Annotated in this window: 18 protein-coding genes; 9 read left to right on the forward strand and 9 right to left on the reverse strand. The window is 65.1% G+C overall.

Annotation, left to right across the window (positions count from 1 at the left end):
- Window positions 1–76: 76 nt before the first annotated feature.
- From F8197_RS20770 to andAb, 4 genes are all read left to right on the forward strand, one after another.
- Window positions 77–1,105 (forward strand): AraC family transcriptional regulator, encoded by a 1,029-nt coding sequence (locus F8197_RS20770; RefSeq protein ID WP_152883412.1) that lies wholly within the window; start codon window positions 77–79, stop codon window positions 1,103–1,105.
- Window positions 1,106–1,181: 76 nt separating this feature from the next.
- On the forward strand, window positions 1,182–2,450 hold the full coding sequence (gene andAc / locus F8197_RS20775; protein ID WP_152883413.1) for an anthranilate 1,2-dioxygenase large subunit AndAc: 1,269 nt from the start codon (window positions 1,182–1,184) through the stop codon (window positions 2,448–2,450).
- A gap of 12 nt (window positions 2,451–2,462) precedes the next feature.
- Window positions 2,463–2,936, forward strand: coding sequence for an anthranilate 1,2-dioxygenase small subunit AndAd (gene andAd / locus F8197_RS20780; protein ID WP_152883414.1), 474 nt, complete (start codon window positions 2,463–2,465; stop codon window positions 2,934–2,936).
- Between the two features lie 7 nt (window positions 2,937–2,943).
- Entirely contained in the window at window positions 2,944–4,164 is a 1,221-nt protein-coding gene (andAb, locus tag F8197_RS20785; RefSeq protein WP_152883415.1) for an anthranilate 1,2-dioxygenase ferredoxin subunit AndAb, read from the forward strand.
- A gap of 72 nt (window positions 4,165–4,236) precedes the next feature.
- Here the strand turns inward: andAb and F8197_RS20790 are convergent, their stop codons facing one another.
- The 3 genes from F8197_RS20790 to F8197_RS20800 are packed head-to-tail and all read right to left on the reverse strand — an operon-like array spanning window position 4,237 to window position 10,020.
- Window positions 4,237–5,574, reverse strand: coding sequence for an amino acid permease (locus F8197_RS20790; RefSeq protein WP_152883416.1), 1,338 nt, complete (start codon window positions 5,572–5,574; stop codon window positions 4,237–4,239).
- Between the two features lie 28 nt (window positions 5,575–5,602).
- Window positions 5,603–6,997 (reverse strand): M20/M25/M40 family metallo-hydrolase, encoded by a 1,395-nt coding sequence (locus F8197_RS20795; protein ID WP_152883417.1) that lies wholly within the window; start codon window positions 6,995–6,997, stop codon window positions 5,603–5,605.
- A gap of 59 nt (window positions 6,998–7,056) precedes the next feature.
- A complete protein-coding gene (locus tag F8197_RS20800; RefSeq protein ID WP_152883418.1) occupies window positions 7,057–10,020 on the reverse strand; it encodes a TonB-dependent receptor domain-containing protein in 2,964 nt (987 codons plus the stop codon).
- Between the two features lie 309 nt (window positions 10,021–10,329).
- Between F8197_RS20800 and F8197_RS20805 the strand changes: the two genes are divergently transcribed.
- Window positions 10,330–10,800, forward strand: coding sequence for an Lrp/AsnC family transcriptional regulator (locus F8197_RS20805; RefSeq protein ID WP_019924208.1), 471 nt, complete (start codon window positions 10,330–10,332; stop codon window positions 10,798–10,800).
- A gap of 183 nt (window positions 10,801–10,983) precedes the next feature.
- Window positions 10,984–12,273 (forward strand): amidohydrolase family protein, encoded by a 1,290-nt coding sequence (locus F8197_RS20810; protein WP_152883419.1) that lies wholly within the window; start codon window positions 10,984–10,986, stop codon window positions 12,271–12,273.
- On the opposite strand, the gene F8197_RS20815 is transcribed toward F8197_RS20810, so the two are convergent.
- On the reverse strand, window positions 12,270–12,752 hold the full coding sequence (locus tag F8197_RS20815) for an Lrp/AsnC family transcriptional regulator (protein ID WP_152883420.1): 483 nt from the start codon (window positions 12,750–12,752) through the stop codon (window positions 12,270–12,272). The genes F8197_RS20810 and F8197_RS20815 overlap by 4 nt on opposite strands.
- Before the next feature lie 138 nt (window positions 12,753–12,890).
- Here F8197_RS20815 and kynB point away from each other — a divergent pair, with 138 nt between their 5' ends.
- Genes kynB through kynA form a run of 3 tightly spaced genes read left to right on the forward strand, consistent with a single transcriptional unit; the run spans window position 12,891 to window position 15,754 of the window.
- Window positions 12,891–13,577, forward strand: coding sequence for an arylformamidase (kynB, locus tag F8197_RS20820; RefSeq protein WP_152883421.1), 687 nt, complete (start codon window positions 12,891–12,893; stop codon window positions 13,575–13,577).
- A gap of 19 nt (window positions 13,578–13,596) precedes the next feature.
- Window positions 13,597–14,859: a kynureninase gene (kynU, locus tag F8197_RS20825; RefSeq protein ID WP_152883422.1), complete on the forward strand. Its 1,263-nt coding sequence runs from the start codon at window positions 13,597–13,599 to the stop codon at window positions 14,857–14,859.
- 25 nt (window positions 14,860–14,884) lie between these two features.
- Window positions 14,885–15,754 carry a tryptophan 2,3-dioxygenase gene (kynA, locus tag F8197_RS20830; protein WP_152883423.1) on the forward strand — a complete coding sequence of 290 codons (870 nt, stop codon included), beginning with the start codon at window positions 14,885–14,887 and terminating at the stop codon, window positions 15,752–15,754.
- Here kynA and ccoS read toward each other — a convergent pair.
- From ccoS to F8197_RS20855, 5 genes are read right to left on the reverse strand one after another with little or no spacing between them, the layout of a single operon-like run.
- Window positions 15,688–15,918: a cbb3-type cytochrome oxidase assembly protein CcoS gene (gene ccoS / locus F8197_RS20835; protein ID WP_082488772.1), complete on the reverse strand. Its 231-nt coding sequence runs from the start codon at window positions 15,916–15,918 to the stop codon at window positions 15,688–15,690. The genes kynA and ccoS overlap by 67 nt on opposite strands.
- Window positions 15,918–18,473, reverse strand: coding sequence for a heavy metal translocating P-type ATPase (locus F8197_RS20840; protein ID WP_152883424.1), 2,556 nt, complete (start codon window positions 18,471–18,473; stop codon window positions 15,918–15,920). The genes ccoS and F8197_RS20840 overlap by 1 nt, the downstream gene beginning before the upstream one ends.
- Window positions 18,455–19,180 carry a sulfite exporter TauE/SafE family protein gene (locus F8197_RS20845; RefSeq protein WP_152883425.1) on the reverse strand — a complete coding sequence of 242 codons (726 nt, stop codon included), beginning with the start codon at window positions 19,178–19,180 and terminating at the stop codon, window positions 18,455–18,457. Before F8197_RS20845 ends, F8197_RS20840 begins: the two co-directional genes overlap by 19 nt.
- A 5-nt stretch (window positions 19,181–19,185) precedes the next feature.
- Complete coding sequence (gene hemN, locus F8197_RS20850; RefSeq protein WP_152883426.1) at window positions 19,186–20,616, reverse strand: oxygen-independent coproporphyrinogen III oxidase; 1,431 nt, start codon at window positions 20,614–20,616, stop codon at window positions 19,186–19,188.
- An 11-nt stretch (window positions 20,617–20,627) separates the two neighbouring features.
- Window positions 20,628–22,277, reverse strand: a complete 1,650-nt coding sequence (locus F8197_RS20855; RefSeq protein ID WP_152883427.1) for a PAS domain-containing methyl-accepting chemotaxis protein — start codon at window positions 22,275–22,277, stop codon at window positions 20,628–20,630.
- Between the last annotated feature and the right edge of the window lie 58 nt (window positions 22,278–22,335).

Here is a 22,335-nt window from a genome sequence, read left to right on the forward strand (position 1 = left end):
GCCAGCGTGTCACACAGCGCTGGGCATGAATATTGCAAACAATTGGCGTCCCCTATTGCCGATCACTGGATGCACCATGCACACGCTCGTCGAATCGCTGAACTTGTCCAAACTGTACCAAGGCTGCGTATTTCACTCCGATGAGAAGGTGGCCACGCACCAGCATGTGGCAAGCGCGCTGGCCGACCACGACCTGCAATGGCGGCGCGGCACCGTCAATACCGCCCTCTACCAGGCGCGTATCAACCGCTTGCAGATGATGGCGCTGCGCTATGGCGCCGAGGTGGAAGTGACGCCGCGTCCGTTCGAGGATTTCGCGCTGGTGCATACGTCGCTCAAGGGCTGTACCGAGTTCGACTGCGATGGTCACCGGGTGGCCGTGCCGCAGGGACGCACCGCGATCATTGCACCGAAAAGGCACATCCGCATGGTGTGGGGCGAAGGTTCCGAGCAGCTGATCGTCAAGCTGCCGCACGCGCTGCTGCGCGAGATGCAGGGACAGGCCACGCGCGGCGCCGGTGCACCGGGCGCGCTGCCCGCCCTGGCGCCGGGCCTGCTGCTGGCGCCGGCCCTGGGACAGCACTGGGAAATGATGTTGCACTCGCTGCTCAGCATCCTGGCGCTGCCTGCCACCGAATCCGGCCACACGGCGTGGATCGATCACTACGAGCGCAACGTGGCGCTGTTCCTGCTGGCGCAGCAGGGGCAGGGCGCGCCGAAGGTGGCTGCCGATGCGCAGGCGGCGGCAGCGGGCCAGGGCTTGACCGACGGCAGCGCCGGCAAGCGGCTCGATGCGCTCGAGCGCTACATGCGCAGCAAGCTGTGCGCGCCGGTCGCGCTGGCCGACCTGGCGCTGGCAGCGGGCATGAGCGTGCGCAGTCTCAATCAGCTGTGCCAGCGCCACCATGGTGTGTCGCCGATGGAACTGCTGCGCAATATGCGGCTCGACGCCGCCCACGCCCATTTGCAGGCGCATGCCGAAGCCGGCGTGGCCGACACCGCGCTCGCATTCGGCTTTGGCCACGCCGGACGGTTTGCCGCGTACTACCGCGCGCGCCATGGCCATTTGCCACGTAGCCAGAAACGGATGGCGCCTGCTTCATGATTGCCAGATCCGGCTAGCAGCGCCGGGGCCTCTTCCCTAGACTCGATTCATCGAGTCCACCACACGGAGAGGTCCCATGTCCCATCTAGACGAAGCAGCAGCCGCACCGGCCACGGTGCATCCCCTGGTGCAGTTCCCGCGCACCGACGGTTCGCGCACGCCGTACAAAGTGTTCAGTTCGCAGGAAGTGTACGAGCGCGAACAGGAAAAGATTTTTCGCGGTCCGGTCTGGAATTTCCTGGCGCTGGAAGCGGAAATCATCAACCCCGGCGATTTCAAATCGACGTTTGTCGGCGACACCCCGGTGGTAGTCACCCGCACCGACGACGGCAGCCTGGCCGCGTGGGTCAACAAATGTTCGCACCGGGGCGCCACCGTGTGCCGCGAGCAGCGCGGCAACGCCAGCTCGCACAGCTGCGCCTACCACCAGTGGAGTTTCGACCAGCGCGGCAACCTGCTCGGTGTGCCGTTCCGCCGCGGCCAGAACGGCATGGCCGGCATGCCCAAGGATTTCGATCCGAAGTGCCACGGCCTGCGCCAGCTGCGCGTGGACAGCTACAAAGGCCTGGTGTTCGCCACCTTCAGCGAGACGGTGGAGCCGCTGGTCGATTACCTGGGCGCCGAGATGACGCCATGGCTCGACCGCATTTTTCATAAGCCGATCGTGTACCTTGGCTGCACCCGCCAGTACTCGAAATCGAACTGGAAGCTGTACCTGGAAAATGTGAAGGACCCGTACCACGCCAGCCTGCTGCACCTGTTCCACACGACCTTCAACATTTTCCGGGTTGGCATGAAGGCGCGGTCGATTGCCGACAAGCGCCACGGCCTGCACAGCATCATCACCGCCACCAAGAACCAGGAAGAAACCTCGGACGCCTACAAGCAGCAGGCGATCCGCTCGTTCGACGAAGGTTTTCAACTGGAAGATCCGTCGGTGCTGGGCCAGATCCAGGAGTTCGAAGAGAACACCACCAACCACATCCAGCCGATCTTCCCGCAACTGGTGGTGCAGCAGATCCACAACACCCTGGTGGCGCGCCAGCTGCTGACCAAGGGCCCCGACAATTTCGAACTGATCTTTCACTTCTTCGGCTACGCCGACGACACCCCGGAAATGCGCGCACTGCGCATCAAGCAGGCCAACCTGGTGGGGCCGGCCGGCTATATCTCGATGGAAGACACGGAAGCGACGGAAATGGTCCAGCGCGGCACGCGGCGCGACCCCGATTCGTGCTCGGTGATCGAAATGTCGAATGACAAGCCGGACCAGGAAGACACGCTGATCACCGAAAGCCTGATCCGCAAGTTCTGGCAGGGCTACCAAAAGCTGATGGCGTTTTAAGGAGGAATGAACATGGAACAAGTGATCTTGTGGTTCGAGTTGCACCAGCTGCAGCAACAGTACATCAGCGCGCTCGACAACGACCGCCTGGAGCAGTGGGCCGACTTCTTCACCGAAGAGTGTGTCTACGAAATCGTCCCGCGCGAAAACGAAGACGCCGGCCTGCCGATTGGCATCATTTACTGCGACAGCAAGCGCATGCTGCGCGACCGCGTGCTGTCGCTGCGCCACGCCAATATCTACGAGGTGCACAGCTACCGCCACATGACGTCGGGCATGCAGATGCGCGTGATCGATGCCGACACCGTGGAAACCGAGTCGAGCTACGTGGTGGTGCAAACCTTGCAGGATGGAGAATCGTTCGTGTACCAGGCGGGCCGCTACCTGGACGTGGTGGTGCGCACGCCGGACGGCTGGCGCTACCAGTCCAAGCGTGTGATCTACGACACCTCGCGCGTGGCCACCCTGCTGGCTACGCCGATCTGAGGCCGCCATGACGACCTGGATCGATCTCGGCGCGGCCGACGAATTTTGCGAAGACACGCCGGTGGCGAAACAGGCCGGCGGCCAGCCGCTGGCCGTGTTCCGCCTCGGCGACGACGTGTACGCGCTGCGCGACAAGTGCAGCCACGGCAATGCCCGGCTGTCCGATGGCTACGTGGAAGATGGCTGCGTCGAATGCCCGCTGCACCAGGGCCTGATCGATATCCGCAGCGGCGCCGCCCGCTCGGCGCCGATCACCACCGCAGTGCGCAGTTTTTCGGTGCGGGTGGTGGCGGGCAGGGTGGAGGTCGATGTGGCCGAGCCGGCGGCTGCCGATGCCGGTGCTGCCTCCAGTAGCGCGACAGAGTTTGCTGGCGCTGGTGCCAGTACTGGTACGGCGGCTACTGCCGTTGACGCCTCGGCTGCGGCCGGCGGCTGTGGCGGTGCGTGTTCCGGCGTGGTTCCCGCTGCAGCGCCGGCATCCGCAATGCAATTGCCGGAAAGCCGCACGCTCTCGGTACGCATCGCCAGCATCGATAAAGTGGGCACCGATGTTGCCGTGCTGCGCCTGCACCAGGACAGCGGTGCGCCGCTGGCCTACCTGCCGGGCCAGTACCTCGACGTGCTGCTCGATGGCGGCGTTCGTCGCAGCTACTCGATGGCAAGCACGGGCGGCGGCGACACGTTGGAACTGCATATTCGCCACCTGCCGGGCGGTCGCTTTACCGACCACGTCTTCGGCACGCTGCAAGCCGGCGAACGGCTGGCGCTGGAAGGCCCGGCCGGCGATTTTTACCTGCGCAGTGGCGAGGCGCCGGTGATCCTGCTGGCCAGCGGCACCGGCTTCGCACCGGTCAAAGCCATCATGCAGCAGGCGATCGCGCGAGGTAATGCGCGCAAGGTGACGTTGTACTGGGGCGGCAGAAAGGCAGCGGACCTGTACCAGCACACGCTGTGCCTGCAATGGGCGGCCGAACTTTCATGGTTCGAGTACATTCCGGTAGTTTCGGAACCTGCCGACGGCGATGACTGGCAAGGCCGCACCGGCTTTGTCCACCAGGCGGTGCTCGACGACCATGCCGACCTGGCCGTGCACCAGGTCTATGCCTGCGGCGCCCCGCCCATGGTGGCCGCCGCCCGTACCAGCTTCTGCCTTGAGCGCAGCCTGCCGGCAACGCAATTCTTTGCCGACGCCTTTCTTTCGCTGGCCGACCTCCCGGCCAAGCGCTGAAAAAAAAAGGGATTCCCGCCTGCGCGGGAATCCCTTTTTGCGCGCATGACCAGCAGGTCATACGCCCCAAAGTTACTTCTGCTTGAACTTGTAGCAAATCCCCAGCACCGCCACCCACGCCGGCATCATGTACACCGCGATCCGCGTATCGGGCGTCAGGTACATGATCACCACAATGCCGGCCATGAAGGCCAGGCACAGGTAGTTGGTCCACGGCTGGCCCCAGCTGCGGAAGCTGGTCCGTTCGCCGGCAGCCGCCTTGCTCTTGCTGAACTTCAAATGCGTGATGCTGATCATCGCCCAGTTGATCATCAGTGCCGCCACCACCAGCATCATCAACATGCCGAATGCCTTGCCCGGCATGACGTAGTTGACCACCACGCACAGGGCGGTGGCGGCTGCCGACACGCCCAGTGCGTGCACCGGAATCCCGCGATTATTCACATGCGCCAGCGTCTTCGGCGCATGGCCTTGCAGCGCCAGACCGAGCAGCATGCGGCTGTTGCTGTACACGCAGCTGTTGTACACCGACAGCGCGGCCGTCAGCACCACCACGTTCAGGGCCGAGGCCACCCAGCCGTTGTCGAGCGCCTGGAAGATCAGCACGAACGGGCTGCCGCCTTGCTGGACGTCGCTCCACGGGTACAGCGACAACAGCACCGCCAGCGCGCCCACGTAAAAGATCAGGATGCGATAAACGACCTGGTTGGTGGCCTTGGGGATGGTCTTTTCCGGCGACTCGGCTTCGGCCGCCGTGATACCGACCAGTTCCAGTCCGCCGAACGAGAACATGATGATGGCCATCGCCATCACCATGCCGCCCACGCCGTGCGGGAAGAAGCCGCCCAGCGCCCACAGGTTGGTGATGCTGGCCTGCGGACCGCCGCTGCCGCTGATCAGCAGATAGCCGCCGAAGCCGATCATGCCGATGATGGCCGCCACCTTGATAATGGCGAACCAGAACTCCATCTCGCCGAACAGTTTGACGTGCAGCAGGTTGACCGCGTTAATCAACAGGAAGAAGCCCAGCGCCGACGCCCACATCGGCACGCCCGGCCACCAGTACTGCACGTAGATACCGACAGCAGTGAGTTCGGCCATGCTGACAAGCACGTACAGGATCCAGTAATTCCAGCCCGAGGCGAAGCCGGCGAACGAGCCCCAGTAGCGGTTGGCGAAGTGGCTGAAGGAGCCGGCCACCGGCTGGTCCACCACCATCTCGCTCAACTGGCGCATGATGAAGAAGGCCATGATGCCGGCGATCGCATAGCCGAGGATGACCGACGGGCCAGCCAGCTTGATGGTCTGGGCCACGCCGAGGAACAAGCCGGTGCCGACGGCGCCCCCCAGCGCGATCAGCTGGATGTGGCGGTTGCTCAAGCCGCGCCTGAGCGTATTGTCATTTTTCATGAGAATTTTTATGGGTTGACAGGGCGGTTCAACGCGTCAGACGCTTGACCAGCTGGTACAGAAATTCACGTCCATCATACAGTTCCTTCACGCCGATGCGCTCGTTTAAACCATGGGCATTGACGGTGGCCGGATCGACAAACAAGCCGGACACGCCATACATCGGTATGCCCACCGCGCGGAACAGCCGGCTGTCGGTCGTGGACACGCCCATGGTCGGCACCACCGGCACGCCGGGCCACATCTGCGCGGTCAGTGCTTCCACCGCTGCCATCACGTCCGGGCGCAGCGGCGACGACGGCGCCTGCTCGCTCTCGGCGCGCACCGTCACTTTTACCTTGTCGCCGCCCAGCGCCTTCAATTGCGCCTCCACGAACGCGAATTGTTCGTCGGGCAGCAGGCGGCAGTTGACGATGGCCTTGGCGCTTTGCGCCAGCGCGTTCGGCGCGTGGCCGGCATTGACCATGGTGGCCACGCACGTGGTGCGCAGCAGGCCCACCAGGTTCGGGTCCTGCGACAGCCGCGCGAACACGGCCGCATCGTGCGTGCCCCTGGCCACCGCGCGCATGTCGTCCGCCACGGCGCCCTGCTGCAACGGCGCGCTGCGTTCGAAGTACATGCGCGCGGCGTCGTTCAGGCGCACCGGGAACTGGTACTGTTGCAGCCGGCCCAGCGCAGCGGTCAAGTTGTAGATCACGTTGTCCGGGGTAGGACGGGCGCTGTGGCCGCCGGGACCGCTGGTTTCGAACTCGGCCTGCACAAAGCTCTTTTCACCGATCTGCAAGATCTGCACGAACGGCTTGCCGTTTTTCAGTTCGCCCCGGCCGCCTTCGTTGATGCCGAACTCGGCGTCCACCAGGTCGCGCCGGTTTTCCAGCAGCCAGCGGCCGCCGTTGCTGGGCACGCCACCGCGTTCCTCGTCGCCGGTCAGCGCCAGAACGATGTCGCGCTCGGGTTTGAAGCCTTCGGTCTTCAGCTGCGCCAGGATGGAAACGAACGCGGCCGCCATGGCCTTGTCATCGACCGCACCACGCGCCGTGAAATAGCCATCCTTTTCCTGCAGGATGAACGGGTCGGTGGTCCAGTCGCTGCGTTTGGCTTCCACCACGTCGATGTGCGCCAGCAGCAGCAGCGGTTTCTTCTTGCCCGTGCCCTTGAAACGCGCCACCAGGTTGCCCTTGCGCTCGAACGGGGCGATCACTTGCACGTCGTCGGCCTTGAAGCCGGCCGCCAGCAGCCGCTCGCGCATCGCTTGCGCCGCCTTGGTGGTATCGCCTGCGGAGTGGGTGGTGTTGATTTCCACCAGTTGCTGGTAGATGGCGCGGAAGGTTTGCTGTTGCGCGGTGAGGGGGGCGGGAGCTGCTTGGGCGCCGGTGGCCAGCAGGCCGGCCAGCAGCAAGCTGGCTACGAGTTTTTTCTTCATCAATGATTCCTGTCCGCTGAAATAACAAAGCGCGTCCCGGAGGACGCGCACTGGTGCGATTAAAACTTGGCGCGCAGGCCGAGGCTGAAGCTGCGGCCCAGCACGTCATAGTAGACGCCATTGGCCGGCAGCGGTGGCGCCCGGTCGAACACGTTGTTGACGGCCACGAACACTTCCGGCGAACCCTTGCCACCGAGCTCGTAGCTGCCGCGCCAGTTGAAGTAGGTTACCGACGGCACGATGTTGTTGTCGATGCTGTTGGCCAGCGTGGCGGCGTAGTTGGCATCGTCCGGGCCGATCATGGCGTTGTTGTAGTGGCCACGGCTGATGTAGCGCAGCTGGCCGGTGGTGGACAGCGGGCCCAGCTTGTAGGTGGCGCTGACATTCCACGACCATTCCGGGATGCCGCCGGTCACGCCGGTCTGGCCCGCGCGGTTAACGCCGTTGGGCGTGGCCGGGGTCACGTCACCGGACGACCACAGCTCGAACACCTTGGTGCCTTGCACCGCGACGTTGACGGTGCCGTTCAGTTTGTCGCTGAGGTCGCGCAATGGCTGGGCATACGCCAGTTGCAGATCGACGCCGTGGGTGCGCAGCTCGCCCACGTTGGCGTTCACGCCCGACACTGCCGCGATCGAGTTGTCGGCAGCAAAGGTGATGTACTGGCAGTCGCTGGTCTTGCCGTCGCGCAGGCAGTTGTTGATCAGGGTCTGGAACGCTACCGTGGTGATCGCGCTTTTCACGTCGATCTTGTAGTAGTCGGCCGACATGCTCAGGCGTTTCAGGTAGGTCGGCTCGAACACGATGCCCAGCGTGGTGGTGTCCGATTTTTCCGGTTGCAGCGCGGTGTTGCCGCCGGTGTAGGCCGTCATCACGTAGCTGCTGTTGAACGCGGCGCGCGGATCGAACAGCGATTGCGTGGCCGAGTTGCGCGAGCTGAACAGCTCGGACAGGTTCGGTGCGCGGATATCGCGCGAGCGGGCGCCGCGCAGGCGGAAGTCGGCGGTCGGCGAATAGCTGAGGCCAGCTTTCCAGGTAGTGACGTCGCCGGACGTGGAGTAGCTGGTGCGGCGCACGGCGCCGTTGAAGTCGAGCGCATGGATGCCGGGCAGTTTTGCTGCCAGCGGCACCAGCGTCTCCAGGTACACCTCTTTCACGCTGAGGTCGCCATTGATCGGCTGCACGTTGTTGATGTTGAAGGCGCCGGCGGACGACAGCGCATCGGCTGACGACGACAGTTTTTCCTTGCGGTATTCAAAACCACCGGCAATCGAGACCGGGCCGGCCCAGCTGGAGAACGGTTCGCCCTGGATATTGGCCGATGCCTCTTCCAGTTCCGATACCTGCTTGAAGCGCGCCTGGCCCAGGATGTATGCGGCCGCTGCCGCCGACGGCGTGCTGCTGCCCAACAGGTTGACCGGTGCGCAGCCATTGGCCGGCGCGGTGAGCGTGGAACGGCAGGAAATCGAACCGAGCGCCAGGCCCGACGTACCGACGTTGGCGGCGGTCACCGTCACGGCATCGATGGCGCGCAGCATATTGGCGTTGATCACCACGTTGGACGTGGTTTTTTCAAAATTGCTGCGCGCCTTTTGCAGGTTGACGTCCCACTTCCAGGTGTCGCCGAACGAACCTTGCAGGCCGGTGGCCAGGCGCGCCGCCTCGTTGAGGTTTTCCAGTTGCGGCGCGCCGAGGTTGTTGCCCGAATAGCCCACGCGCAGCGCCGATGTACCCATTTGCGACGCCACCGAGGCAGGCAGGTAGGCGTTGTCGCGCGCGATCGAGACGGCGGGATTGAAATAGATCTGGCTGGTGCCACCGCCCTTGCTGCGCGCATACGACGGTTCGACGTAGAAGGTGATATCGGGCGTGATGTCGTACGACAGCTTGCTCATGAACGATGCGCGCTCGACCGGTGTGCGCAGCGCGAACGGGCCATAGATGCTGTTGCCGTAAGCGCCGCCGCCGATCATGGTGGTGCCGGTCGCGTACTGGCCGTAGGCGAACGGCGCAATGCCCACGGTGCCATCGGCGTTGGAGATGAACTGCTGGCCGCGCAGGGCGGCCGGATTGGTGGCCACGTTCTGGATCAGGCCGCCGGAAGTCATGTTGCCGATGCGTACGCCGCTGGCAATCAGGTTGGCCGGCACGCCCGCTGCGCGGGTACCGGGCACGGCAAAGGCCGACACCTCCTCGCGGCCCCAGTCGCGCTCGTAGTAATTGCGCACGCCGCTGTTGTCGTTGTATTCGCCGCCGGCAATGATGCGGCCGCGGCCGTCGGCAAACGTGGTGCCACCGGCCAGGCTGACGGTCTTGTCGCGGGCATCGCCCTGGCCGGTCTGGCCGTACTGGACCGAGCCCTGCACGCCGTCGATGCGGTCTTTCAGGCGGATATTCACCACGCCCGCGACCGCATCGGAACCGTAGGCGGCGGAGGCGCCGCCGGTCACCACGTCCACGCTCTGGATCAGCGACGTCGGCACCATGTTCAGGTCCACCCCGGCGGCGCCGGCGATGTTGCCGTTGTAGGTCAGTGGCAGGCGGTTGCGGCCCAGCAGTACCAGGGTGCGGTTGGAACCGAGGCCGCGCAGGTCGGTAAAGCTGACGCCGGTGCTGGTGGTGCCGCTGGTGGCGGAATTGGTGGCGCGGAACGCCGGCACTTCATTGAGCACATCGGCCACGTTGACCGCCGCGCGCTGGGCGATGGCCGCGCCACCGATCACGGTGGTGGGGGTAGGGGCCTTGAAGCCGGCGCGGTCGATGCGCGAGGCGCTCACTACCACGCTGGCGCCGGTATCGATCACGGTTTCCACCGCAGCGGGTTCTGCCGTGGCCGGGGCCGCTGCCGCAGTGGCGGCAGGCACAGCCTCCGGCGCGGTCGTCTGGGCATAGCCGTAGCCGCTGCCGGACAGCAGCAGCAGGCCGGTGGCCACGCGCAGGGAGCCGGACAGCTTCCTGGGCAGCGGTGCGGCTGGTTGCGTGGAGCGCGGTCGTGGCGCCTTGCGTTTTCCTGATTTGCTCATGAGGTTCCCCCGGTTAGTAAACGTCTTTGAAGCGAACGTGTGGTTTATTTCCGGATGGCACCTGGTCGTTGTGGCGATCGTTGTCCCTCACCCCGGGGCCCGCTGGTGGCGGGTCGGGCGGATCGTTTGTTGCGGCTCGCGATATGGAAATACATGATATCGATATGCAAGCAATTTTTATTCTTTTAATCCGAGAAAAATCAGAAATTTTGGAATATTGTTCTGATTTAGTTGTATATTTGGATCATCATCCCGTGCCGGATAAGCGGCACAGGAAGCCTGCTTGTTTTTCAACATTTTGGAGAACCCTTGGACAAATACGACCTGGCCATCCTGGCTTCCCTCGAACGCGATGGAAGGCAATCGTTCGTCGACCTGGCCGAGGAGGTGGGCCTGTCGAAAACCCCGTGCTGGACCCGCGTGCAGGCGCTGGAAAAGAATGGCACCATCCGCGGCTACCACGCCGACATCGCACCCCAGCTGCTGCAACTGAAACTGACCGCCTATATCCAGGTGATGATCGACTTCGGCCGCCGTGCCGAGTTCGAAGCGGCCGCGCTGGCCAACCCGGCCGTGATCGAGTGCCTGTCGATGGCGGGCGAGGCCGACTACCTGCTCAAGGTCGTGTGCGAGGGCGTCGATACGCTGGACGACCTGCTGCGCTACAACCTGTCGCTGCTGCCCGGCTTGCAGCGCTCGACCACCATGATCTGCCTCAAGACCATCAAGTCGCGTTCGTCACTGACGGCGGCGGCGCACTGGCGCGCCAAAGCGGTCTGACAGGTTCAACTGTTCTGTCAACCGCAACGGATTCGGACCAATGTTCCGAATCCGTCCGCTTCGCCGGAAAAATAAGAACACTATTTTTCTGCTAGCCAAGTAAAATTTCTTACACCACGAGCCAGCGGCGCCGTTCACGACGCGCCGTGCGTATCCTGTCGTCTCCCACCTAAGGACCCACCGATGAAATCGAAGTCGCTCCCTCTTACCGCGCTTGCCGCTGCCCTGTTGTGCTGGTCTTCCGCCGCTGCTGCGAAGGACGTGGTCATCCACGCCGGCCACCTGATCGACGCCGTCTCCGGCAAGGTGGCCGACAAGATGTCCATCCTGGTCACCGACGAGCGCATCACCGCCGTGCGGAGCGGCTTCGTGACCCCGGCCGGCGCCGAGATCGTCGATCTGTCGCAGGCCACCGTGCTGCCGGGGCTGATCGACTGCCATGTGCACATGGCCGGCGGCATCATCGGCCAGGGTGGCGGACTGGCGCAGCGCTTCACGTCGTCTTCGACCGACCAGGCGTTCCGCACGGTGGGCAATGCGAATATGCTGCTCAATCTGGGCTTTACGTCGGTGCGCGACCTGGGCACCAATACCGAGGTGATCGTGGGCCTGAAAAAAGCCATTGCCGAAGGCGTGATTCCGGGCCCGCGCATGTACGTGTCGGGCAATATGCTGGGACCGACTGGTGGCCACAGCGACAAGCGCAACGGTCTCGATCCCGAGCTCGATCACGCCCACTGGGACGAGGCCGTGATCGATGGAGCTGATGAAGCAGTCAAAGCCGTGCGCCGCCTGCATCGTCAAGGCGCCGACCTGGTCAAGATCATGCCCAGCGGCGGCGTGCTGAGCATCAATGACGATCCGAAACGCACGACCATGACCGATGCCGAAGTCTCGGCCGTGGTCACCACCGCGCACGCGCTGGGCATGAAGGTGGCCGCGCATGCGCACGGCAAGGATGCCATCGAGCAGGCCAGCCGCCTGGGCGCCGATTCGGTCGAGCACGTGACGTTTGCCGAGAACGACAGCTTCCAGATCATGAAAAAGAACGGCACGTATTTCGTCCCGACCCTGCTGGTGGCCAATCGTGGTTTGAAAGTGGCGATCGAGCATCCCGACCGCCTGCCGCCCTCGTCGGCGGCCAAGGCCAAGATCGTCGCACCCGGCACGATCAAAAACACCGGCGTGGCCTACCGCGCCGGCGTCAAGCTGGCGTTTGGCACCGACCAGACCGGCGGCAACGGCGAGGAATTCGCGCTGCTGGTACAGGCCGGTATCACGCCGATGGATGCGATCCTGATGGCCACCCGTAACGCCGCCGATTTGATCGGCGCAGCACAGGACATCGGCAGCATCGCACCGGGTCGCTATGCCGACATCATTGCCGTCAAGGGCGACCCGATCGCCAACATCCGCACGCTGGAAAAAGTCTCGTTCGTGATGAAGGGCGGCAAGGTGGTCAAGGCCGACTAACGTTCGTCCTGCTGCAGCAGGCTGGTGCCCAGCACGCCCGATTCGCCGAGATTGCGCAGCACCATGTGCGAGCGGATGTCGAGCACGCCGGGCACCTTGTAGAGCTTGTTCATCACGAAGTCGGAATAGTGTTTCAGATTGCGCGCGCGTACCCGCAGCATGTAGTTGGCTTCGCCGGTCACCACGAACGAGCCCACCACCTCTTCCCACTGCGGCAGGGCGGCAACGAACTGCTCGTGCCACTGGTCGGTGTCGCGCCGCATGGTGATGATGACGAACGCTTCCACGTCCAGTCCCAGCAGTTCGGCGTCGAGGCGGGCGGTGTAGCCCTGGATGATGCCCGCTTCTTCCAGCAGACCGACGCGGCGCAGGCAGGCCGACGGCGACAGGAACACCAGCTCGGCCAGCCGGGCATTGCTGATGCGGCCGTCCTGTTGCAGGGTCCGTAAAATGTTTATATCGACCAGATCCAGTTTCATTGAAATATTTTGCGGTTTTTAAGTAGATAAATCGAATAATAGATCAATATCGACGTTTTTTGCGCCGATCTTTGCAGAAAAAAAAGTTCTTTCGTGCTCTAGAATATACCTGTCGCAGCCCTTCACCACCACGCTCTCATGACCACTACGCACCGCATCTGGGACATCAGTCCGACGCTGTCACCGGCGATTCCCGTCTGGCCCGGCGACAGCCCGTTCAGCGCCCGCACCACCTGGCAGATGGACGAGCAATGCCCGGTGCAGGTGAGCCAGATCACGCTGTCCACCCACACCGGCGCCCATTGCGACGCGCCGTCGCACTACGACAGCGCTGGCGCAGCCATCGACGCTGTGGCGCTCGACCCTTACCTGGGACCGTGCCGCGTGATCGATTGCAGCGTGCTGGGCATCGCTGCCGGCGGCGTGGTGGAAGCGCGCCACATTGCTTCCATGCTGCACAACACGCCGGCGCGGGTGCTGCTCAAAACCTATGCCCGGGCGCCGCAGTCGGCGTGGGACGAACAGTTCATCGCCGTCGCCGCCGGCGCCATCGACCTGATGGCCTGGCACGGCGTGCGCCTGGTGGGCATCGATACGCCGTCGATCGATCCGCAAACCTCGAAGACCATGGCCAGCCACAACGCCGTGCGGCGCCACGCCATGGCCATCCTGGAAGGCGTGGTGCTCGACGAGATTGCGGCCGGCGATTACGAACTGATCGCGCTGCCGCTCAAATTGCGCGGGCTCGACGCCAGCCCGGTGCGCGCGGTGTTGCGTGCGCTGCCCGGTGACGTATCGCCGCCATCTTTTGCCTTTACCCGATAACTTCAACCACGAGACTTCCATGACCACCGAACAAGATTGCCTGGCGCTCGACGCCGCCGACCCGCTGGCCGCCCAGCGCGCCCAGTTTGCACTGCCCGACGGCGTGATTTACCTCGACGGCAATTCGCTGGGCGCGCGGCCCAAGACATCCTTGCTGCGCGCGCAGCAGGTGATTGCTGCCGAGTGGGGCGACGACCTGATCCGCAGCTGGAACACGGCCGGCTGGTACGACCTGCCGCGCCGCCTTGGCTCACTGTTGGCGCCGCTGGTGGGCGCTGCCGAGGACGAGGTGGTGGTCACCGATTCGACGTCGGTCAACCTGTTCAAGGCGCTGGCCGCCGCCATCAAGATGCAGGCGGCCGATCCTTCCCGCGCCGGCCGGCGCGTGATCATCACCGAGCGCGACAATTTTCCCAGCGATATCTACATGGCCGAGGGCCTGCTGGGCTGGCTCGAACGCGGCTATGAACTGAAACTGCTCGACTCGTGGGCCGACCTGCCGGCCGCGCTCAGCGGCGACGCCGGCGCGCAAGTGGCGGTGGTCATGCTCACCCACGTCAACTACCGCACCGGCCGCATGTTCGACATGGCCGCCACCACCGCGCAGATCCACGCCGCCGGCGCGCTGGCGATCTGGGACCTGGCCCATTCGGCCGGCGCGGTGCCGGTGGAACTGAACGCCGCCAATGCCGACTTCGCGGTCGGTTGCACCTACAAGTACCTCAATGGCGGCCCCGGTTCGCCAGCGTTCATCTGGGTGCCCAAGCGCCACCATGAACAGTTTTCGCAGCCGCTCACCGGCTGGTGGACCCATCGCCAGCCGTTCGCCATGCAGCCGTCGTATGCACCGGTGGCCGGCATCGGCCGCGCGCTGTGCGGCACCCAGCCGGTGGTGTCGTTGGCGCTGGTGGAATGCGGCCTGGAGATTTTCCACCAGGTGCCGATGGCGGCGCTGCGCGCCAAGTCGCTGGCGCTGTCCGACCTGTTTATCGCGCTGCTCGAAGAACACTGCGCCGACCATCCGCTGGAGCTGATCACGCCGCGCACCCACGCCGAGCGTGGCAGCCAGGTCAGCATCATGCATCCGCACGGTTACGCGGTGATGCAGGCCCTGATCGCGCGCGGCGTGATCGGCGACTACCGCGAACCGCAGGTGATGCGTTTCGGTTTCACGCCGCTGTACACCACGTACCAGGACGTGTGGCGCGCGGTGATGGTATTGAAGGATATCCTCGACCGCCGCGATTACCAGGTCGATGCCAAGCGCGATGCGGTAACCTGATCCCTACGACAGACGAAAGCACACCATGAAATGTCCGGTATCCCACGGCGCCGCAGCGCCCGCCACGAGCCAGCCAGCCGACTACCACGGCGCCCAGCTCGATTTTTCAAAAGACATAAGCTACGGCGACTACCTGTCGCTCGACACCATCCTGTCGGCCCAGCACCCGCTCTCGCCCGAGCACAACGAGCTGCTGTTCATCATCCAGCACCAGACCAGCGAGCTGTGGATGAAGCTCATGCTGCACGAGCTGCATGGCGCGCGCGACAATATCGCGGCAGGCCAGCTGCCGGCCGCGATGAAAATGCTGGCGCGCGTGGCGGCCATCATGAACCAGCTGGTGCACGCGTGGGATGTGCTGTCCACCATGACGCCGCCCGAGTACACGGCAATCCGCCCGTACCTGGGCGCGTCGTCGGGCTTCCAGTCGCACCAGTACCGCGAAATCGAATTCCTGCTCGGGAACAAGAACGCCACCCACCTGCAAGTGCACCAGCATAAGCCGGAAGCGTACGCGGTGCTCAAGCGCGCGCTCGAGGCGCCGTCGATCTACGACCAGGCCATCATGGTGATGGCCAACAGCGGCCTGGCCGTCGATGCCGCGCGCCTGGCGGGACCGTGGGACCAGCCGGTCAAATCCGACAACTCGGTCAAGGCTGCGTGGACCACCGTGTACCAAAACACGGGCGAGTACTGGCCGCTGTACGAGCTGGCCGAAAAGCTGGTGGACCTGGAGACCGCGTTCCGGCTGTGGCGCTTCCGCCATGTCACCACGGTGCAGCGCGTGATCGGCTTTAAGATGGGCACTGGTGGTACCGATGGCGTCAACTACTTGCGCAAGATGCTCGACGTGGTGCTATTCCCAGAACTATTTGAACTTAGAACAGAGCTCTGATCTTCCGGGGCGGCATGGTGCGGGCGGTCGTCATCCTGCAGCACCCGCAGGCCCGGCCCCACCAGGTCGTCGAACTGGCCGTCGTCGGACGCGCGGAAAAAAATCCATAGCGCGACGAACACCAGCAGCACGCTCAGGGGAATCAAGAGCAGCAGCGCCTCCATTACGACGCCTTGCCGGCGCGGCGCAGCCGCAGCGCGTTGGCCACCACCACCGCCGAACTGGCGGCCATGCCCACGCCCGACAGCCACGGATTGAGTAACCCCAGCGCTGCCGCCGGAATCGCGGTCACGTTGTACACGCTGGCCCAGGCCAGGTTCTGGCGGATCACGCGCATGGTGCGCGCAGCCACGCGGGCGCTGTCGGCCACGGCGCCAAGCCGGCCGCCCAGCAGCACCGCGTCGGCATGGGCCTGCGCCAGCGCGGCGCCTTCGCCCATCGCGAACGACACGTCGGCCGCGCTCAGCACGGCGGCGTCGTTGATGCCGTCGCCTACCATCGCCACCACCGCGCCCTTCATCTGCAACTGTTTTACAAACGCCAGCTTTTCCTCGGGCAGGTAGCCGCCCACGGTGGTGCCGATCCCGAGCTGGTCGCCGACGCGGCGCGCCAGCACATCATGGTCGCCGCTAAGCAGCACCACCGTCTTGCCGGTGCGGCGGAAGTAGTCCACCGTGGCCTGGGCGTCGGGCCGCAGGCCGTCGTGCAATTGCAGGCAGGCGAGCCATTGGCCCTCCGCACCGAGGTACACCGGGGTTGCGCCGTCGGCTACCTGGTGGGTTGGCGCCAGGCCGGTGCCAGGCTGGCCGGCGTATTCCGGCATGTCCGCAAGTTCGGCGCTTGCCGTCATTGGGGTTGGGCTGGCAGCTCCCGCGATCCCTGCCACGAAAGCAGCGCTGCCGAGCCGGTAACGCCGGTTATGCAGCACGGCCTCGATGCCGCAGCCCGGTACTTCGCGCACTGCGCTCGGGTGCCAGTCTTCGCGCCGCCCGCCGCCGGCCGTGACGGCTGCCGCCACGATGGCGCGCGCCAGCGGATGGGCGCTGCCGGCGTCGAGCGCGGCAGCCACTTGCAGGCAAAAGCCGGCCCGCATGGCGCCCAGTGGCACGGTCGCTTGTAGCACCGGGCGGCCGTGGGTGAGGGTGCCGGTCTTGTCGAACACGATATGGGTGGCGCGGTGCAGGGTTTCGAGGGTTTGGGCGCCGGTCACCAGCACGCCGCTGCGCAGCAGGCGGTCGGTGGCGGCGGCCAGCGCTGTGGGCGTGGCCAGCGACAGTGCACACGGACACGACACCACCAGCACCGCGATGGCGATCGGCCATGCGCGCAGCAGGTTGCCGTCGTGCCAGGACCAGAAGCCGAACGCGCAGACGGCAAACAGCAGCAGCCCCGCCACGAACCACGCCGCCACGCGGTCAGCCCATAGCGCGATGCGCGGCTTGCCCTGTCCCGCGCGGTCGATCAGTTTCACCAGGCTCGACATGGTGCTGTCCTGGGCCCGCCGCGTTACCCGCGCCAGCACCACGGCGCCGGCGTTGATGGCGCCGCCGGGTAGCGCTGCGCCGGTGTCTTTTGCCACGGGCGCGCTTTCGCCCGACAGCAGCGAGAGGTCGAGCGACGTGCTGCCATCGACCACCACGCAGTCGGCCGCCACCGCCTCACCGGGCTTGATCATGATGACGTCGCCGATTTGCAGCGCGGCCGCGCGCACCAGCGTGGCGCCCCGGCTGTCGGGATACTGGGCCAGCAAGGTGGCCGATGCCGGCAGCGCGTGGTGCAGCCGTTCGAGCGCGGCCCCGGCGCGGCGCCGCGCGCGCAGCTCGTACCAGCGGCTGCACAGCAGCAGGAAGATGAACATGGTGACCGAATCGAACCATACTTCGCCGGTACCGCGCACGGTGGCGATCACGCTCGCGCCGAAGGCAGCGGCGATACCCAGCGCCACCGGCACGTCCATGCCCAGGGTACGCGTGCGCAGGCTGGCCAGGGCGCCGCGCCAGAACGGCAGCGCGGAATAACTGACTGCGGGTATCGTGAGCAGCAGGCTGGCCCACTGCATCAGCGAGGCCATGGCCGGATCGAGCGTGCCGTCGCCGTTGGACATATACGCCGGCGCCACGTACATCATCACCTGCATCATCGCCAGACCGGCCACGAACAGCTGGCGGCCCAGCGTGCGCGCGGCCTGGCGCTGCTGCACCTGGTGGCGGCCGGCATCGTACGGATATGCGGTGTAGCCGATCGCGTGCAGCGCAGCGAGGATGTCGCCGGGGCGGCAGTCGGCCGGGCGCCAGCGCACGTACAGGCGCTCGGTGGCGACGTTGAGCTGGGCCGCTTCCACGCCCGGCAGGCGCGCCAGCCGGTGTTCGATCAGCCACACGCAGGCGGCGCAGCGGATGCCTTCGACCGCGAAAGTGGTCTCGCGCGTGTCGTCGTCGCGGGCGAAGCGCGGGTCGGCATTGTCGTACAGTTGCAGCTCGGGCGGCAGCAGGTGGGCGTTGCCGGCGCTGGCGGCAAACGACGAACGGTCGCGGTAGTACGACGCCTGCCCCAGATCGACAATGGTCTGCGCCACCGCTGCGCAGCCGGGGCAGCACATGGTGTGGATAACGCCGTCGATATCCACAGGCCAGTTGGCGGAGGAGGGCACCGGTTCGCCGCAGTGATAGCAGCCAGCGTGCGCGCTCGCCGCGCGTTGTGTCAGTGGGGTGTCAGGCATAAGATAGTGATCCATTCCGGCGTAATGCCATCACCGCCGCCGGCGCGCAGCAGTCCCAGCAAACCAAATCCCAGCACCGCCACGCCGCAGGCGATGCGCACCAGCGGCCGGCGCATGGCGCGCTGCACGCGCGCGCCAATCAACCCCAGGCCGACCAGCATCGGCAACGTGCCGAGGCCAAAGGCCAGCATCACGGCGGCGCCGTCGAAGGCGTCACCACTGAGCATGGCGGTGAGCAGCACGCTATACACCATGCCGCACGGCAGCCAGCCCCACAGCGCACCGAGCGCCAGCGCCTGCTGCGGCTTCTGCACCGGCAGCAGGGTTTTCATCCACGGTGCGATGACCGGCTGCGCGCGCTGCCACAGCAGGCGGCCGCCTTGTTCCAACCACGCCAGGCCGCGCCAGGCGTTCATCAGGTGCAGGCCCAGGGCGACCAGCATCAGGTTGGCCAGCCAGTAAAAGCCCAGCTGCACGCCGGCCAGATCGGCCAGGCTTTGCGCACCGCCGGCCAGGCCGCCCGCGATGGCGCCGGCCAGCATGTAGCTGGCAATGCGGCCGGTGTTATAGGCCAGCACCCGCTTAAGCGTTGTGGCGGGCTTGCTGGCGCTGCTTGATAACGCGCCGACGATGCCGCCACACATGCCCACGCAATGAATGCTGCCGGCCAGGCCGACCAGGAACACGGGAAGCAGCTGGACGGCCATGGCGGTCAGATGGTTTTCGAGTAGCGCAGCGGTTGCGCGCTATCGAGTCTTGCGGTGGCCAGGTAGCGGTCGAACACCATGCAGATATTGCGGATCAGCAGTCGGCCCTTGGGGGTGACGCTGATCCACTCGTGATCGACCGTGAGCAGGCCGTCCTGCGCAAACGCCTCCAGTTGTTCCAGTTCGGCGGCAAAATAATGACGGAACGTGATCGGGAACGATTGCTCGAGCGAGGCGAGCGACAGTTCGAAATTGCACATCAGCTTCTGGATTACGATGCGGCGCAGCAGGTCGTCGTGATCGAGCTTGACGCCACGCGTGATCGGCAGCACGCCGGCGTCGAGCTTTTCGTAGTAGGCGTCGAGCGTCTTTTCGTTCTGGCTGTAGGTGGCGCCAATCGCGCTGATGGCCGAGACGCCGCACGAGATCAGGTCGGCCTCGGCGCGGGTGGAATAACCCTGGAAATTGCGCTGCAGGCGGCCCTGGCGCTGGGCCACGGCCAGCTCGTCGTCGGGCTTGGCGAAATGGTCCATGCCGATGTACACGTAGCCGGCCGCGCACAGGCGGCGGATGCACAGCGCCAGCAGGTCGAGCTTGACGGCGGCGGTGGGCAGGTCGGCGTCCGCAATCCGGCGCTGCGGCTTGAACAAATGCGGCAGGTGGGCGTAGTTGTACAGGGCGATGCGGTCGGGGCTGGCATCGATCACCTTGTCGAGCGTGCGCTCCATGGTGTCCATGGTCTGCCTGGGCAGGCCGTAAATCAGGTCGATGCTGATCGAGCGGAAGCCGGCGTCGCGCGCGGCCGCCATCACGGCCCGGGTTTCCGCTTCGGGCTGGATGCGGTTGACCGCTTGCTGCACCTCGGGATCGAAATCCTGCACGCCCAGGCTGACGCGGTTGAAACCTTGCGCGCGCAGCGAGTGGATGCGTTCCGGTGTAACGGTGCGCGGGTCGATCTCGATCGAGTATTCGCCCAGCGCATCGGGCGCGAAGTCGAAGTTCTCGCGCAGGTAGGTCATCAGGTCGCCCATCTGGCGGTCGCTCAGGTAGGTGGGCGTGCCGCCGCCGAAGTGCAGCTGCTCGATCTGGCCGATGCCGGCGAACAGCCGGCCCTGCATGTCGAGTTCCTGCTTGAGGTAGCCGAGGTAGGTGGCGGCCTTGCTGTGATCCTTGGTGACGATCTTGTTGCAGCCGCAGTAGTAGCAGATGGTGTCGCAGAACGGCACGTGGATGTACAGCGACAGCGGGCGCTGGCTACGGCGCAGGCGCAGGCCCGCCACCGCTTCCAGGAACTGGCCGTAGCCGAAGTCCGGGACGAAGCGGTCGGCGGTCGGGTACGAGGTGTAGCGCGGACCGGACTGGCTCAGTTTGCTGATGATGGCGGCGTCGAATTCGACCGCGTCGATGGCCGACGCGGTAATGCTGGAGGTAGACATGATGGTGGCTCTCAGGCTGCCAGGCGCCGGGTTTCCGTTTTGGCGGCCGGGCGGCCGGCCTTGCCGCTACCGTTGCTGGCCCTGGCCCGCGATGGTGCGCGGCCGAACTTGAACAGGCTGACCGCCTGCGTCAGGCCGCCCGCTTCCACGGCCAGGCTGGCGGTGGCCGCTGCCGCTTCCTCGACCAGCGCGGCGTTCTGCTGCGTGACCTGGTCCATGTGGGCGATGGCCGAATTGACCTGGTCGACACCGATGCTCTGCTCGTGCGAGGCGACCGAGATTTCGCGCATGATGGCGGTGACCTGCTGTACCGACGACACCACCTGCTTCATGGTGGCGCCAGCGCGGTCGACCTGCACCATGCCGGCGCTGACCTTGCCGACCGAAACGTCGATCAGGTTCTTGATGTCCTTGGCGGCGGTAGCGCTGCGCTGCGCCAGGTTGCGCACTTCGCCGGCCACGACCGCGAAGCCGCGGCCCTGTTCGCCGGCACGGGCTGCTTCCACGGCCGCGTTCAAGGCCAGGATATTGGTCTGGAAGGCGATGCCTTCGATCAGGCCGATGATATCGACGATCTTGCGCGACGAGGTGTTGATTTCGTCCATGGTGGCAATGACGTCGGCAACAATTTCGCCGCCCTGCACGGCGACGTGCGAGGCACTGACGGCCAGGTCGTTGGCCTGCGCCGAATTGTCGGCATTCTGCTTGACGGTGGCCGAGAACTGTTCGACCGACGATGCCGTCTCTTCCAGGCTGGCGGCCTGCGCCTCGGTGCGGCCCGACAGGTCGGCGTTGCCGGCGGCAATCTGGCGCGTGGCCACGGCCATGGTTTCCACGTTGATGCGCACGTCGCGGATGGTGGCGATCAGGTTGCTGTTCATCTGCTGCAGCGCGCGCAGCAGCTGGCCCACTTCATCGGTGGCATGGGTGTCGAACGATGCGGTAAGGTCGCCGGCGGCGATCGACCGGGCGCCCTCGAGCGCCTGCTTGAGCGGCGCCAGCATCGAGACCCGCAAGGTGTACCACAGGAAGATGTTGATCAACAGGCCGAGGAAGGTGGCGCCGAAGATGGCATAGCTGTGGCCCTCGTTGCCCATCAGCGCGGCCACGCATACGCCCAGCTGCAGCACGTTGACCACGCTGGTGGCGAGCCAGATGCGCATGCCCAGCGAGACGTGGGACAGGCGCGCCAGCAGGCGCACCAGGCCGGGACGGATCAATTGGCCGTTCTTGATGCGGATGCCATGGCCGTCGCCGGCGCGGATGGCTTGATAGGCTTCTTCGGCTTCGGCCACCTGGTGGCGTTCGGCCTTGACCCGCACCGACATGTAGCCGATGGTTTTGCCATGTTCGCGGATCGGGGTGATGTTGGCGCGCACCCAGTAGTGGTCGCCGTTCTTGCACCGGTTCTTGACGATGCCGGTCCATGGCGTACCGCCCTTGATCGATTCCCACAGGTCGGCAAACGCTTCGGCCGGCATATCGGGATGGCGCACGATGTTCTGCGGTGCGCCGATCAGTTCTTCTTCAGTAAAACCGCTGATCTGGGTGAAATACGGGTTCACATAGACGATGTTGCCATTCATATCGGTCTTGGAAACGATCGCCTGGTCGTCCAGGACTTCCACTTCGCGGTTGCTGACGGGTTGGTTGTTGCGCATCGCACTCTCCGGCTGTTGTTGCTTTATCACAATAGGTGTGACCAGTGTACGGAGTCCG

The sequence above is a fragment of the Duganella sp. FT27W genome, assembly GCF_009295655.1.
GTDB classification, from domain to species: domain Bacteria; phylum Pseudomonadota; class Gammaproteobacteria; order Burkholderiales; family Burkholderiaceae_D; genus Rugamonas; species Rugamonas zoogloeoides.